The 15,765-nt window shown below is 66.9% G+C and carries 13 protein-coding genes; all 13 read left to right on the top strand.

The genetic code is table 11. From position 1 onward, the window contains the following. Positions 1–70: 70 nt before the first annotated feature. The 13 genes from ACZK4S_RS06600 (at position 71) to ACZK4S_RS06660 (ending at position 15,737) form a co-directional block, all read left to right on the top strand. Positions 71–6,520 (top strand): discoidin domain-containing protein, encoded by a 6,450-nt coding sequence (locus tag ACZK4S_RS06600; RefSeq protein ID WP_463643778.1) that lies wholly within the window; start codon positions 71–73, stop codon positions 6,518–6,520. A 137-nt stretch (positions 6,521–6,657) separates the two neighbouring features. After that, positions 6,658–7,368 carry an FAD-dependent oxidoreductase gene (locus ACZK4S_RS06605; RefSeq protein ID WP_463643779.1) on the top strand — a complete coding sequence of 237 codons (711 nt, stop codon included), beginning with the start codon at positions 6,658–6,660 and terminating at the stop codon, positions 7,366–7,368. Positions 7,369–7,581: 213 nt separating this feature from the next. Next, a complete protein-coding gene (gene rpsP, locus ACZK4S_RS06610) occupies positions 7,582–8,070 on the top strand; it encodes a 30S ribosomal protein S16 (protein ID WP_182764336.1) in 489 nt (162 codons plus the stop codon). Between the two features lie 2 nt (positions 8,071–8,072). Then, complete coding sequence (locus ACZK4S_RS06615; RefSeq protein WP_076062339.1) at positions 8,073–8,321, top strand: RNA-binding protein; 249 nt, start codon at positions 8,073–8,075, stop codon at positions 8,319–8,321. A 77-nt stretch (positions 8,322–8,398) separates the two neighbouring features. After that, positions 8,399–8,917, top strand: a complete 519-nt coding sequence (gene rimM, locus ACZK4S_RS06620; RefSeq protein ID WP_463643781.1) for a ribosome maturation factor RimM — start codon at positions 8,399–8,401, stop codon at positions 8,915–8,917. Further along, positions 8,914–9,612, top strand: a complete 699-nt coding sequence (gene trmD, locus ACZK4S_RS06625; protein ID WP_076062335.1) for a tRNA (guanosine(37)-N1)-methyltransferase TrmD — start codon at positions 8,914–8,916, stop codon at positions 9,610–9,612. Before rimM ends, trmD begins: the two co-directional genes overlap by 4 nt. 189 nt (positions 9,613–9,801) lie before the next feature. Next, entirely contained in the window at positions 9,802–10,464 is a 663-nt protein-coding gene (locus ACZK4S_RS06630; RefSeq protein WP_083665568.1) for a succinate dehydrogenase cytochrome b subunit, read from the top strand. A gap of 23 nt (positions 10,465–10,487) precedes the next feature. Continuing rightward, the gene (locus ACZK4S_RS06635) at positions 10,488–12,506 is read left to right on the top strand and encodes a fumarate reductase/succinate dehydrogenase flavoprotein subunit (protein ID WP_463643842.1); all 2,019 of its coding nucleotides are present in this window, start codon (positions 10,488–10,490) and stop codon (positions 12,504–12,506) included. Next, positions 12,503–13,258: a succinate dehydrogenase/fumarate reductase iron-sulfur subunit gene (locus ACZK4S_RS06640; protein ID WP_076062330.1), complete on the top strand. Its 756-nt coding sequence runs from the start codon at positions 12,503–12,505 to the stop codon at positions 13,256–13,258. The genes ACZK4S_RS06635 and ACZK4S_RS06640 overlap by 4 nt, the downstream gene beginning before the upstream one ends. Positions 13,259–13,479: 221 nt before the next feature. After that, positions 13,480–13,827: a 50S ribosomal protein L19 gene (rplS, locus tag ACZK4S_RS06645; RefSeq protein ID WP_076062328.1), complete on the top strand. Its 348-nt coding sequence runs from the start codon at positions 13,480–13,482 to the stop codon at positions 13,825–13,827. Positions 13,828–13,950: 123 nt separating this feature from the next. Further along, positions 13,951–14,760, top strand: a complete 810-nt coding sequence (gene lepB / locus ACZK4S_RS06650; protein ID WP_083665562.1) for a signal peptidase I — start codon at positions 13,951–13,953, stop codon at positions 14,758–14,760. Beyond that, positions 14,760–15,410, top strand: a complete 651-nt coding sequence (locus ACZK4S_RS06655) for a ribonuclease HII (RefSeq protein ID WP_076062326.1) — start codon at positions 14,760–14,762, stop codon at positions 15,408–15,410. The genes lepB and ACZK4S_RS06655 overlap by 1 nt, the downstream gene beginning before the upstream one ends. Positions 15,411–15,422: 12 nt before the next feature. Further along, positions 15,423–15,737 (top strand): DUF2469 domain-containing protein, encoded by a 315-nt coding sequence (locus tag ACZK4S_RS06660; RefSeq protein ID WP_076062324.1) that lies wholly within the window; start codon positions 15,423–15,425, stop codon positions 15,735–15,737. The last annotated feature ends 28 nt before the right edge of the window (positions 15,738–15,765 follow it).

Raw genomic sequence — 15,765 nt, forward strand, 5'->3', positions numbered from 1 at the left:
TTCCCTGCTAGCGCTAACAGCCTTACGTTGCACGCAGATCAACGCTGATCCCATCCGTGGAGGAGCCCCAGTGAAGTTGAACACACCCACCGCCCGGGTCACGAGCATCGTGGCCTCGTTGGCGCTGCTGGCCGGTGGCGGATTCGCCGCGCCGGCCGCCCAAGCGGCCCCAGATCCCATCGCGGCCACCCTGCAGCCCCTGCCCACGTATGCCGAGGCCTCCGGTGTCGCGTTCATCGGACCTGTGCCCGGCGTTGCCAACGTGACGGCCGCGGGAGACGTGGTGACTCTGGAGAACGGGGCACTGAAGGCCGTTTTCGATGTCTCCGCCGTGCCGGACGTCACCGCCTTCCTGAACAAGGCCACCGGCGCACCTCAGAGCATCGACCAGGGCCGCCTCCTGCATTCGGCCAACGGCACCACCGACCTCGGGGCGCTGACGTGGACGCGGACTGCGGCCCCCGCAGTGTCCGATCTCACTGCAGATGCCACCTCCAGCCGCATCGCCCAGACGCTGCCCGGCAAGCAGGTGGCCGTCACCTACACCGCGACGAACACCAGCGGCTTCGCGGCGAACGTGACCTGGACTGCGGAACTGCGCCAGGACGCGAACTATGTGCGTCAGCACCTGAAAGTGGACATCACGGCCGGCTCGGTCGGCCCCTCAGGCGCCAATCCGCTCAACCTCGGCTTGCTCGAGGTGACCCTGCCCGCCGCGCGCACCACCTCGCCGGTCGACGGCTCCCCGGTGGCCTCGGGCATCAACACCCGTGAGACGTTCTTCACCTCGGTGGAGCACCCCATGGCCAAGACCACCATCGGCGCCGACAACGTGGTGCGCCAGGTCGTACCTTCGCGCCGCACCTACTCGGCCACGACGAACCCGACCATCGAGGGCACCGTCGTCTACGGCGTGAGCAACCCGGGCCAGCTGCGTCGCTCCGCCCAGTACTACGTGGAGCGTGAGCGGGCCCATGAGCGCCGCACCTACCTCCACTACCAGTCCTGGTACGACCTCAAGCCCAACGCCGGCGCCGTCGCGAACCCGCTGATGGTCAACGGCGAGAACCTCAAGAAGTCGATGGACCTGTTCGGCCGCGAGCTCACCAGCCGCAGCGCCAAGCTGGACTCGTTCTGGGTAGACGACGGCTGGGACTACCTGCGTGACCCACAGGTCGCGGACGAGACGAACCTGAAGGTCTGGTCCTTCGACCCCACCCAGTACCCCACGGGATTCGCGCCCCAGAAGACCATCGCCGACAGCTACGGCGCGTCGATGTCGGTGTGGATGTCGCCGTTCGGCGGCTACGACCCGTCCGCCTCGCGCCGACGTGACCTGAACGCCTCCAAGCCTGTCGCGGAGCAGATGGAGCGCAACGCAGCCGGCTTCTCGCTGGCCGGCGCCCGCTACGGTCAGCACTTCCGCGACGTCGTCTTCGACATGATGGACAACAACGGCGTCCAGGGCTTCAAGTTCGACGGCATCGGCGGCGGTCTCTACCAGACCGGCGTCAACATGAACTACCTCGCGGACTACGAGGCGATGCTGGAACTGCTCGACGACATGCGCGACCACAACCAGGAGGTCTTCGTCAACGCCACCGTCGGCACCTGGGGATCGCCCTACTGGCTGTGGTACGTGGACTCCATCTGGCGCGACGGCGGCGACGCCGTCATCCAGGGCTCGGCAGATTGGAACAGCGCGCAGGGATCCTCCACCGACAGGTACATGACCTACCGGGACAAGGAGCAGTACCGCAACTTCACCAAGCGCAACCGCCTCTTCCCCGAGACCAGCCTGATGAACCACGGCCTGATCTTCTCGCCGCGCCCCAACACCCAGCACTTCGACTTCGACACCGACCTCAGCAAGCCTGAGGTGCTCGCCGACGCGAAGCGGGCGATCAAGACCTACTTCTCCATGGGTCTGGGGCTTCAGGAACTCTACGTGCGGTCCACAGAGGTCGACCCCACGACCGGCACCGAGGCCAAGAAGGCCGGCGCCGTCGAGTGGTGGGACACCCTGGCGGACTACGCCAAGTGGGCGCGCGACAACGAACAACTGTTCACCTCTGCGCGCATGATCGGCGCCGACCCCATGGTGGGCGTCTACGGCTCCGCATCCTGGTGGCCGAAGAACAACGGGGAGGGCGTCATGATGCTCCGCAACCCCACCGCGTCGGCCAAAACGTTCACCGTCAACCCGGCCACGGCCTTCGAGCTGCCCTCGAACCAGGCCACCCGCTACACGTTCACTGAGCGCGACGGCGACGCCGCCCCGTTCACCGCTGACGCCTTCCGCCCCCACACCTTCGAACTGCAGCCGTTCCAGACGCTGCTGTTCGAGGCGAAGGCCTCCAACGAGGCGATCACCGCGTCGACGGCGACCCCACCGCCGTCGGACGGCCGCCTGGATGCCACCACCTGGGTGGCCACCACCAACAGCCAGGAGGTCAGCGGCGAGAACGGCCGCGCCAGCAACGTGCTCGACAACAACCGCTCCACCAAGTGGCACACCCAGTACACCCCCAGCAAGACGGCGGCACCCCACTGGCTGACCATCGACATGGGGGAGGCCACCGCCTTCAACCGCATCGACTACGTGCCCCGCGCGGAGTCCGCCGGTAATGGAACGCTGGGGGCCTACGAGTGGCAGACGTCGAACGACGGGACGAACTTCACCACCATCAACTCCGGCACCTGGGCCACTACCAACACCACCAAGACCGTCAACCTCACCGAGCCGGTGACGGCCCGCTACCTGAGGCTCAACGCCCCCACCGGCGGCGTCGGAGGCTTCACCTCGGCCGCCGACATCAACGTGTTCGCGCCCCCGGCCAGCGACGCCGCGCCCACCTCGGCCCCGGCCACCCTGCCCGACATCACGGCCGGCACGTTCAACCACCTGCTCAACGGCAACGCGCTCACGGCACCCGCTGGCGGGCACCTCACTGTGCCCGATGCCCCCGCCGGTTGGAGCTACGTCACCATCACCGATGACGCGGATGTCCGTACCAACATCGGCTGGATGAAGCCGGCCGAGGGGCAGATCACCGGCCGGGTGCTGATCCCGACGGCGGTCGCGCCCGGGGACTACACCGTCGAGCTGCGCGGCACGAACGGCTCCGTCATCGGATGGGCACCGCTCAACGTCACCGAAGAGAACGTGCCTCCCGTCGTCACCGACATCCCCACGTCCTTCGCGGAGCGGGGCGGTGCCGTCGACATCGCGGTGCTTGCGCAGGACGGCGACACCCTCACCTACAGCGCCACCGGCCTGCCCGAGGGCGTCACCATCGACGCGGCCACCGGCGTCATCTCCGGCTCCACCCTCGCAGAGGGTGCGTACCCGGTGACGGTGACCGTCGACGACGGCCGCGAGGGCGTCACGACCACTGCCTTCACCCTCAACGTGGTCGTCAGCACCAAGCTCACCCCCGCGGGCTGGACGGCGCAGGCCTCCAGCTATGAGGAGAACGGGGAGACCTCGTCGCAGTTCCCGACGAACGGCCGCCCCCAGTCTGTGCTGGACGAGAACCCGGCCACCTTCTGGCACACCGACTACTCGCCGGCCCCGGCAGCGCCGCCGCACTGGATCCAGGTGACCTCGCCGGAGGTCGTCGAGATGCAGCGCTTCGCGTACACGCCCCGACAGATCTCCGGAGCGACCGAGGTGGCCAACGGCACCGTCACGAAGTACCAGTGGCAGGTGTCCACCGACGGCACCACCTTCACGACGGTGGCGTCCGGCGCCTGGCCGGCGACCTTCGGCACGAAGACCGTCACCCTCGACCAGCCGGTGGAGGGCAGCATCGCCAGGCTGCTGGTGGTGGAATCGCACACCCGCGCCGACAGCTCGGGGAAGTTCTTCGGCAACGCCGCTGAGCTGGCCGTCTACTCACTGTCCACGGATGTGACCGGCCCGGTCATCGCTCCTGTGGCTGACGCATTCATCGAATTCGGCGACCCGGTCGACATCCTCGTCACCGCCGAGGACAGCAACACCCCGGTGTCGTTCACCGCCACCGGCCTCCCGGCCGGCGCGACGATGGAGACCACCGGCACCATCGTCGGCACCCCGACGGAGAAGGGCCTCTTCGAGGTCACCGTCACGGCAACCGACCCCAACGGTAACCAGTCCACCGCCTCCTTCACGCTGAGCGTGGGGGTGGCTCCGAAGATCGCCGTCGAGAGTGCGCCGTCGTCGATGGCGTGGTCGAGCGACGCGGAGGTCACCTTCACCACCACCGACATCCTCGAGTTCAGCGTGCTGAGCGTCGAGGTGCCGGAGGGATGGCAGGTCTCACCCTCTGAGCAGTGGCTGACCCCCGGTGACGGTTCCACGACCGTGACGCTCCGCGCACCCGCCACGGGTACGTCGGGCGTCATCACCGCCACGGTCACCGCGCTCGACGGGAAGAGCTCAACGGTGGACTTCACCGTCGCGTTGTACGACCCGTCCGTCCGGACCATCGGGGGTGCGGTGGCCTGGGATTCGGCCGAACCGGCCGAGGGTGGCACCGCGTCTCCCAACGGCTACATCACGGCTGCCGTCGACGGTAACCCGACGACGTTCTGGCACACGCAGTGGAACGGGACGAACCCCACCCATCCGCACCATGTGGTGATCGACCTGGGCAGCGTGCAGGAAGTGGCGTCGTTCACCTACCTGCCCCGCACCTCCGCGGAGTGCAGCAACTCCGTCGCACCGCCTATCTGCAACGGCCAGATCGCCGGCTACGAGATCTACGCCGGCACCGGTTCGTTCGGGGAACGCACCCCGGCCGAACTGAAGCTGACCACGTTCGCGGAGCCCGCTGATGCCGCCTTCACGAAGGTGGCAGAGGGCACCTTCTCCGTGGCGAACGATTCGGCCAAGACGGTCGTCTTCGACCAGCCGGTCACCACGCGCTACCTCAAGCTGAAGTCGCTGTCCGCCATCACCAACTCCAACGGCACCAGCCAGCCGTGGGCGCACGCCGCCGAACTGAAGGTGGCGGGGCCGACGGTCCAGACGCCCGAGGTACTCGACGACGTGCCCCTGGGCGCCAAGCTCGTGGTGGACCCGTCCACGGTGGAGGCCGGCGCTTCGCTGGGCGTCACCGGGGCAGGCTTCGCGGCCGGCGGCACCGTGACCGTCTCGCTGGGGAGCGCTTCCCAGAGCGTCACTGCCGCAGCTGACGGCACCATCGCCGTCACGCTGTCGGTCGCCGCGGACCAGCCGGGAGGGACGGCCACCGTGACCGCCACCGACGGCACCACGTTCGCCACCGCGGAGGTGGCCGTGACCGCTACGGAGACCGCGCCGTTGATCGGGGTGATCGCCGACCAGAGCATCGAGCTGGGGTTGTCGATCCTCCCCGTGACCGTGTCCACCACGGGGACGGCGCCGATCACCCTCGAGGTGACGGGCCTGCCCGTCGGCGTGACATTCAACGCGTCGACGGCCGTCATCGCCGGCACCCCGACGGCCGTCACGGCCGCCCCGGTCACCGTGACCGTCACGGCGAGCAATGCGGCGGGGACCGACACGGAGACGTTCACGATCGCGGTGTCGGACACCACCGGGCCCGCCATCGCGGTGATCACCGACCGCTCTGTGCAGGCCGGCTCGGTGGTGTCCATCCAGGTCGCCGCTGCGGATCGTCAGGCCATGACGTACGCGCTCTCCGGCAACGGTGAACTGTCGATCAGCGCCACGGGCCTGATCACGGGCACGGTGACGACGGTGGGCACCTCGGCCCTCACGGTCACGGTCACCGACGCATCGGGCAATGTGTCCACGCGGATCTTCACCTTGACAGTGTCGCCGAAGCCGTCGCCGTCACCGTCGCCGTCGGCCTCGCCGTCGCCGTCACCGTCGCCGTCGGCCTCGCCGTCGCCGTCGCCGTCGGCCTCGCCATCACCCTCGCCGTCGCCGACACCGTCGGCCTCGCCTTCACCGTCCCCGTCGGGGTCGCCGTCGGTATCCCCGACTCCGTCGGCGTCAACGTCGCCCGAACCCTCGACGTCGCCGAAGCCCTCGACGTCGCCGTCCGCCAAGCCGACGACGCCGCCCAGGCCGCCGAAGTACGAGCGCACCGCCCCGTACACGGCACCAGGTAAGCACACGGTCAACAACCGGGAGTGGATGACCACCTGCGAGGCGTACTCGCAGACGGAGCGCTGCCGCACCGACATCTGGGCGACCATCGTGGTCATCGAGGACGGCCAGTTCGTGCGGAAGTCCGGGTGGGCGTTCAACAACCTCACCTACCTCCCGTACATGACGCGCGAGTCGTGGCGGGGCAACCCGCTCGGTGACGTTTCCGCCACCACGGGCGGGGTGTTCTCGTCAGCCGGACGGCAGTGGCGCACCGAATGCGACACCGCCGCGACCGGTCGCGGCGCGTGCCGTAGCTACACGATGACGACGGTGTACGCGGCCGCGGCGAAGGCTGGCGGTGGCTATACCTTCAGCCAGACCAACAGGTGGGTGTTCAACAACATGGTCCTCTTCGGAGACCCGTCCTGGCGCTGACCCTGACCGGTTGATCCTCGACGAGAACCGCCGGGAGTGGGCAAGCCCCACTCCCGGCGGTGCTCCGTCCTGGGACATGCGCCCCTGTTCAACCCTCTTATCCCGGCCTACTATGTGCCAAAGATCGGAGGCTTTTCATGGTCGAAAAGTTGAGGTTGGTGAGCAAGGAACTGGTTGCCGAGGGCACCATGGCCTTCCATTTCGAGAAGCCCGCGGATTTTGAATTCCGCGCGGGTCAATACGGCGAATTCACTCTCCTGGATCCTCCGGAAACCGACGAGGAGGGAAACTCCCGCATCTTCTCGCTGGTGCAGGCGCCGCATGAGGGCGAGCTGGTCCTCGCCACGAGACTCCGGGACAGTGCCTTCAAGCGGGTGCTCAGGGGATATCCCGTCGGCACCGAAGTGAAGTTCGACGGGCCCTGGGGTGACTTCAGGCTGCACAAGAAGGAGTCGACGCCGGCCGTCTTCCTCATCGGCGGCATCGGCGTGACGCCCGTGCGCAGCATCATCTCGCAGGCGACCCACGACCGGACCGGGCACCAGCTGCTGCTCATCCACGCGAACGAGGACGCCGGCGGGGCGCCGTTCGTCGCCGACTTCGAACGGTTCGCGGCCGAGAACCCCAACTTCACCTACGTCCAGGCCCTCTCCACCCCGACCGAGGACTGGCCGGGGGAGGTGGGCCGGATCGACGGCGCGATGGTGCGCCGCCACGTCGCAGACGTCGCCGCCCCCATCTACTATCTGTCGGGTCCGGCGGGTATGGTCAAGGCCATGCGCGGCCTGCTTCTGGAAGCGGGCGCTGACGAAGACAACATCCGCACCGAGGAGTTCTCGGGCTACTGACCGCCGTCGCAGGGAATGTGGCCACGGGCACCGGGAAGCGGTGTTTGGGCCAGAGGCATCATTTCTGGCAGAATGGCGGATGCACCTCGTCGAGGCGTGCCCTCTCACGCGCCCGGCAGGACCCTTTGGTTTACGTGCGACGTGCCCCACACGTCGCGCGGCACCTTTCGACACAGCCTCCCTGAGGCAGATACAACAGGAGACCCCACACACGTGGCTACCAAGATTCGTCTGAAGCGTCTCGGCAAGATTCGCTCGCCCCACTACCGCATCATCGTGATCGACGAGCGCGCCAAGCGCGACGGTCAGGCCATCGAAGAGATCGGTCTGTACCACCCCAAGAACGAGCCCAGCCTCATCCGCGTTGATTCCGAGCGCGTGCAGTACTGGCTCGGTGTCGGTGCGCAGCCCACGGAGGCCGTGGTGGCCATCCTGAAGCGCACCGGTGACTGGCAGCAGTTCTCCGGCGACACCTCGCCGTCCGGCGTCCTGCCGCAGCGTGAGCCGCGCGACCGCGACGCCGCGTTCGCAGCCGCCCTCGCCGAGGATTCCGACGCTTCCGCGCCGGCCATCTCGAAGGCCAAGAAGAAGGCCGACGAGGAGGCTGCCAAGAAGGCTGCTGCAGAAGCCGCCGCCGCTGAGGCCCCGGCCGCAGAGGCCACCCCGGCCGAAGATGCCGAGGCTCCCGCCGAAGAGGCCTGAGCATGCTTGCTGAAGCCCTGGAGCACCTCGTCGCTGGAATCGTGTCGAATCCTGACGACGTGACTGTCAAGGACAAGGATCTGCGCCGTGGTCGTCTGCTCGAGGTGCGTGTGCACCCCGACGACGTGGGCAAGGTGATCGGCCGTCAGGGCCGCACCGCCCAGGCCCTGCGCACCGTGGTCGGTGCGCTGGCGGGCAAAGAGAGCGTCCGTGTCGACTTCGTCGATGTGGACCGGCCCAGCCGCCGCTGACAGCAGCCTCACAAGCCGAGCAATGCCCCGGGACTTGACGAAAGTCCCGGGGCATCGCCTATCTAGGACATGAAGACATGAGCGAGATTGAAGTCATCGTCGGCCGCGTCGGCCGCGCCCACGGCCTCCGGGGCGAGGTGTTCATCGACGTGCGCACGGACGAGCCGGCGCGCCGGTTCATCGCCGGCGGCACGCTGCAGATGGGGGACAAGCGCCGCCCGGTGAAGCTCGCATCCGTCCGCTGGAACCGCGGCAGGCTGCTGGTCGGCTTCGCGGACACCCCGGACCGCACGGCCGTCGAGAAGCTCACCGGAGAGTTGCTCTACGACCGGGTTGCGGAGTCCGAGCTACCCAGCGAACCCGAGGAGTTCTTCGACCGGCACCTGGTCGGCCTCGTCGTGCGTGATCACACGGGCGCGGAACGCGGAACCGTGACGGAGGTGCTGCACCTCCCGGCGCAGGACGTGCTGCAGCTGGACGTCGACGGCGAAGAGCGGCTGGTCCCGTTCGTCGAGGCGCTGGTGCCCACCGTCGAGGTGGAGGCGGGCTACGTCCAACTGGCCGATGTGCCGGGGCTGTTGGAGGACATCGAATGAGGCTCGACTACGTCACGATCTTCCCGGACTACTTCGCACCGCTCCAGCTCTCGCTGGTGGGCAAGGCCATCGAGAGCGGCATCATCGACGTCGCCGTGCACGACTTGCGCACCTGGACCCATGACCGGCACCACACCGTCGATGACACGCCGTACGGCGGCGGCGCCGGCATGGTGATGAAGCCGGAGCCCTGGGGCGAGGCGTTCGACGCGCTGGAGGAATCAGATCCCCGGCCCATGACCGTCATCGTCACCACCCCGACAGGCAGGCCGTTCACCCAGGCGCTGGCCTACGAACTCACAGCCAAGGAGCGGCTGGTGTTCGCCTGCGGCCGTTACGAAGGGATCGACCAGCGCGTCATCGACCACTGCACAGAGCACTACGAGGTCATCGAGGTGAGCCTGGGCGACTACGTGCTCAACGGGGGAGAGGTGGCCGCGCTCGCCGTCACTGAGGCCGTGGTGCGCCTTCTGCCGGGCGTCGTGGGTAACCCCGAGTCCCTCGTCGAGGAATCCCACTCTGCCGAGCACCAGTTGCTCGAGTACCCGAATTACACCAAGCCCCCGCTCTGGCGCGGCCGCGAAGTGCCGGAGATCCTGTTCAGTGGACACCATGCGAACATCGCGAAATGGCGCCTCGAACAGGCCACCGAACGGACCCGGGAACGGCGCCCGGACCTCCTCCACGAGGGCTGACAACCACCTGGTCCCCTCCAGCGAATTTGGCGAGCTGAAACGCACGTAAATAGTGCATGAGGACGGGCTGTCGGTTAACCTGACCCCTTGGCCCACAAGGTGATTCGCGTTGGCTAGAGTGTCGCCGTGGCAACAAATCTCACCATTCATCAACGTGCGAGGCGAAGCACGGTCGTGAAGAAGGTCATCATGGCGGTGACCGGTCTCATCATGATCGCCTTCCTCCTAGTGCACATGTACGGCAACCTGAAGATGTTCTACACGGCGGACAACTTCCATGCCTTCGACTACTACGCAGAATGGCTCAAGGGCAAGACGCCCGATGGCGGCATCCTGTACCCGATCATGCCCGCCGGTACCTTCATCTGGGTGTTCCGCTTCGCCCTGGTGCTTTCGGTCGTACTGCACATCTGGTCGGCGGCTACGCTGTCCGCCAAGACCCTCGCGCAGCGTGGCGACAAGTACGTGACCTCGAAGAAGAAGGTCCAGACCTACTCGTCGCGCACCATGCGCTGGGGCGGCATCATCATCGCGGCCTTCCTGATCTTCCACCTCCTCCAGTTCACGATCGTCCCCGGCTCCCTCGGCGCCGGTGGCAGCGGCGAACACCCCCACGAGATGGTGCTGGCCAGCTTCAGCCTGTGGTGGATGGTCGTCATCTACGGCATCTGCATGGTCCTCATCGTCATGCATATCCGGCACGGCTTCTGGAGCGCCTTCGCGACCCTCGGCGGCAACCCCAGTGCCAAGTCGCGCCAGTGGCTGAACATCCTGTCCGTCATCGTCGCCGCTGTCCTGTTCATCGGCTTCATGGTCATGCCGATCGCCGTTCTGATGGGAGTCATCTCGTGACCGAGACCACTGCAACCGCTCCTGTGGAGACCGCGCCCGCCGTCACCACGCCTGCGGCCACGGACTTCTGGACCGTCGGCCAGGACATCTCCGACACGAAGGCGCCGCAGGGCGTCTCCATCGACGAGGTCTGGAAGACCCGCCAGTTCCAGGCCCGCCTGGTCAACCCCGCCAACCGCCGCAAGCTCAGCGTCATCATCGTCGGCACCGGCCTCGCCGGTGGCGCCGCCGCCGCGACGCTCGGTGAGGCCGGCTACAACGTGCTGAACTTCTGCTATCAGGACAGCCCGCGTCGGGCCCACTCGATCGCCGCCCAGGGCGGCATCAACGCGGCGAAGAACTACCGCAATGACAACGACTCGACGCACCGCCTGTTCTACGACACGGTCAAGGGCGGCGACTACCGCGCCCGCGAGACCAACGTCCACCGTCTCGCCGAGGTGTCGGCCAACATCATCGACCAGTGCGTCGCCCAGGGCGTGCCCTTCGCCCGCGAGTACGGCGGCCTGCTCGACACCCGCTCCTTCGGCGGCGTGCAGGTGCAGCGCACGTTCTACGCGCGTGGCCAGACGGGTCAGCAGCTCCTGATCGGCGTCTACCAGCAGTTGGAGCGCCAGATCGCCGCGGGCACGGTCAAGATGTACGCCCGTCACGAGATGATCGAACTGATCGTCGTCGACGGCCGGGCGCGCGGCATCGTGACCCGCAACATGATCAACGGCAAGATCGAGGCCTTCACCGCAGACGCCGTCGTTTTGGGCACCGGTGGCTACGGCAACGTCTTCTTCCTGTCCACCAACGCGATGGGCTGCAATGTCACGGCGACGTGGCGCGCGCACCGCAAGGGTGCCTACTTCGGCAACCCCTGCTACACGCAGATCCACCCCACCTGCATCCCGGTGCACGGTGAGACCCAGTCGAAGCTCACGCTCATGTCCGAGTCGCTGCGCAACGACGGCCGCATCTGGGTGCCCAAGCGCGCCGAAGACTGTGGCAAGGATCCCCGTGAGATCGCCGAAGAGGATCGCGACTACTACCTGGAGCGCATCTACCCGGCGTTCGGCAACCTGGTGCCTCGTGACATCGCGTCGCGTCAGGCGAAGAACATGTGCGACGAGGGCCGCGGCGTCGGCCCCGCCGTCGCCGAGCGCGACTCCGAGGGCAACGAACGGCACATGCGTCGCGGTGTCTACCTCGATTTCTCGGACGCCATCAACCGCCTGGGTCAGAAGGCCGTCGAAACCAAGTACGGCAACCTCTTCGACATGTACGCCCAGATCACCGGCGAAAACCCGTACGAGACCCCGATGCGCATCTACCCGGCCGTGCACTACACCATGGGCGGCCTGTGGGTGGACTACGACCTCCAGTCGTCGATCACCGGCCTGTACGTGACAGGCGAGGCGAACTTCTCCGACCACGGGGCGAACCGCCTGGGTGCCTCGGCCCTCATGCAGGGCCTGGCCGACGGCTACTTCGTGCTGCCGAACACCATCAACGACTACCTGGCTGATGCCCCGTTCGAGAAGGTCGAACTGGATCACCCGGCGGTCATCGAGGCCGTCGGATCCGCCCGCGGCCGGATCGAGAAGCTGCTCAGCATCCAGGGCACCCGCTCGGTCGACTCCTTCCACAAGGAACTCGGCCACATCATGTGGGAGTACTGCGGCATGGAGCGCACCGAGGAGGGCCTCACGAAGGCCATCGGCCTCATCCGTGCGCTGCGTGAGGAATTCTGGACCAACGTCCGCGTGACGGGCGTCAACGAGGACTTCAACCAGGCCCTCGAGCGCGCCGGCCGCGTGGCCGACTTCATGGAACTCGGCGAACTGATGTGCGTCGACGCCCTGCACCGTCGCGAATCGTGTGGCGGTCACTTCCGCGCCGAGTCGCAGACGGAGGACGGCGAGGCCATGCGCAACGACGACGAGTACCTGTATGTCGGCGCCTGGGAGTGGGGTGGCGAGGGCGGCAAGCCCGTGCTGCACCGCGAGCCTCTCATCTACAAGGCAATCGAACTGAAGCAACGGAGTTACAAGTGAAACTCAAGCTACGTATCTGGCGCCAGGCCGGTCCGCAGGCGGCCGGCAAGATGGTCGAGTACGACCTCGACGGCGTGTCCGAGGACATGTCGTTCCTGGAGATGCTTGACCTTCTCAACGAGCAGCTCACGCAGCGCAACGAAGAGCCGGTGGCCTTTGACCACGACTGCCGCGAGGGTATCTGCGGCATGTGTGGCGTCGTCATCAACGGCATCGCGCACGGCGGTAGCGAGTTCCGCACCACCACCTGCCAGCTGCACATGCGTTCCTTCGAGGACGGCGCGACGATCGACATCGAGCCTTGGCGTGCCGGGGCCTTCCCTGTGATCAAGGACCTCGCCGTCGATCGCACCGCCTTCGACCGCATCATCGCCGCCGGCGGCTTCATCTCGTCGAACACCGGTTCGGCGCCGGACGCCCACGCAACCCCGGCACCGAAGCGCGAAGCCGATCTGGCCTTCGACAACGCCACCTGCATCGGTTGCGGCGCTTGCGTGGCGGCCTGCCCGAACAGCTCCGCCATGCTCTTCACCTCGTCGAAGATCACGCACCTGGCGATGCTGCCCCAGGGTCAGCCTGAGCGGTACCGCCGTGTGAAGTCGATGGTGGCGCAGCACGATGAAGAGGGCTTCGGCAACTGCACCAACATCGGTGAGTGCGCCGCTGTCTGCCCGAAGGGCATCCCGCTGGAGTCGATCTCACAGTTGAACCGCGACCTCATCAAGGCGATGTTCATGAGCGACGGCAAGTAGTCATCTGCCACACAGGGAGGGGCGGCGCTTCGGCGCCGCCCCTCTCTCGTTGTGTGGGACCCTGATTTCCGACGGTGCGCCCAAGGTGCCATAATGAGTAGCCGTTGCCCTCACCTGGGCAACCCCAGCAATGCCAGCTCCTGCCACGGGGGGATCGTCTGAGCGTTTGCCGGGCCAGACAACACCGCGGTGACCTGTGGCGCTGACGGAAAGGTTTGAACATGACCAACCCCCTCATCCAAGAGGTCAACAAGGCGTCGCTGCGCGATGACATGCCGCAGTTCCGCGCCGGTGACTCCGTCAAGGTGCACGTGCGCGTCGTTGAAGGCAGCCGCTCCCGTATCCAGGTGTTCGCAGGTGTCGTCATCGCCCGCAACGCCGGTGGTGTGCAGGAGGCGTTCACCGTCCGCAAGGTGAGCTTCGGTGTGGGCGTGGAGCGTACGTTCCCGCTGCACTCTCCCATCATCGAGAAGATCGAGGTCGAGCGTCGCGGTGACGTTCGTCGCGCCAAGCTGTACTACCTCCGCGGCCTGCGCGGCAAGGCCGCCAAGATCCGCGAGAAGCGTTGATCACCTGCTCCTGAGAGCTGCATGAACCGCCGGGCCTGTGCCCGGCGGTTCTGCGTTATCCACGTCTGTGGGCGGCGGTATGCTCAGATGAGCGACCCCGCCTGACCTCTAAGGACTGAATTCGTGGCATCCACCACCGAGCCCACCGAACCGTTCGCAGTCGGGGCATCCCAGACGCAGGCAGAGCATGTCGAGCCCGCCCCGCCGGGCTTCGGCCGTCGCCTGCTCGGCTGGTTGGGGGAGGGCATCCTGATCATCGTCGGGGCGGTCGTCATCGCCACGCTCCTGCGCACGTTCGTCGGGCAGATGTTCGTCATCCCATCGGGATCCATGGAGAACACGCTCCAGGTCAATGACCGGGTGCTGGTGGCCAAGTTCGGCGGGTTCCAGCGGGGGGACGTCGTCGTGTTCGAGGATCCGGGCAACTGGTTGCCGCCCAGCACCCCCACGGACAACCCGGTCAAGAAGTCGCTCGAGTTCATCGGTGTGCTGCCCAACTCAGGCACCGAGCACCTCATCAAGCGCGTCATCGGCATGCCGGGAGACCACGTCCGCACCACGGACGACGGCTTCCTGGAGGTCAACGGCCACCAGCTGGAGGAGTCGGCGTACCTGTACGCCGCCAACGGCGTCCAGGTGGCTCCGTTCACCGTCCCGTTCGACATCATCGTGCCGAAGGACCGCATCTTCGTGATGGGAGACCACCGCAACGCCTCGAACGACTCCCGCTGCCGGCTGGGCGACGTGTCGCAGGTGCCGGGGGAGCGCGCCTTCGTGCCGGTCAGCAAGGTGGTGGGTTCATCAGTGGCCATCGTCGCACCGCTGCAGAGGCTTTCCACCTTCACCGTGCCGGAGACCTATGCGAGCGTGCCGGCGCCTGCGGACCCCGCGCCGGAGAAGCCGGACCTCATCCGGGTGGAGCCTGGCTGCTGATGATTCGGCCGGGTCGGGGCCCCTACGGGTATGAAAGAGCGTTGGTACGCGCCGGGTTGGGTCCCGTCGCGGGTGCCGACGAGGCCGGGCGCGGGGCATCTGCCGGCCCCCTCGTCGCGGCCGCGGTCATCCTCAACCCGGACAGGCCCATCAAGGGCCTCGACGACTCCAAGGTCCTCACCGCCGCAGCCCGTGAGCGGCTCTACGACGAGATCGTCAAGCGTGCGGTCGCCGTCGCGTGGTCGCTGGTGGAGCCGGCGGAGTGCGATGAGCTGGGCATGCACCAGGCAGACCTGCACGGCCTTCGCCGAGCGGTGGGGCGCCTGGAGGTGGCGGCCGGGTTCGTGCTGACCGACGGCTTCCCCGTGGACGGCCTCGGTGTGCCGGGGTTGGCGATGTGGAAGGGCGACAAGGTGGCCGCCTGCGTCTCCGCCGCGTCCATCGTCGCGAAGGTCACCAGAGACCGCATCATGACCGAATACGACGCAACCTACCCCAGCTATGGCTTCGCCATCCACAAGGGCTACAACACCAAGCTGCACCAGGGCGCCCTGCACGAGCACGGGCCGTCACCCATCCACCGCTGGTGCTTCGAGAACGTCCGGCTCAGTGCCAGGCGGGCAGATGTTACCGCGGCCGAATCAGGCTAGAGTTGAGCAACCATGAGTGCCGAGGATCTTGAACAGTACGAGAGCAAGCTCGAGCTTGACCTGTACCGCGAGTACAAGGACGTCGTGTCCATCTTCACCTACGCGGTGGAGACGGAGCGGCGGTTCTATCTGTGCAACGCGGTGGATCTCAAGGTGCGCACCGAAGGCGGAGACGTCTACTACGAGGTCTCCATGGGCGACGCGTGGGTGTGGGACATGTACCGCCCGGCCCGCTTCGTGAAGTCGGCGAAGGTGCTGACGTTCCGTGACGTGTCCATCGAGGAGATCGCGCACTCGGATCTCCAGGTGCCCGACAACGAGAACTGAGCCCCTCCTGCTGCACCCGGTTCCCCGG

This window comes from Tessaracoccus zhenghani (assembly GCF_055326325.1).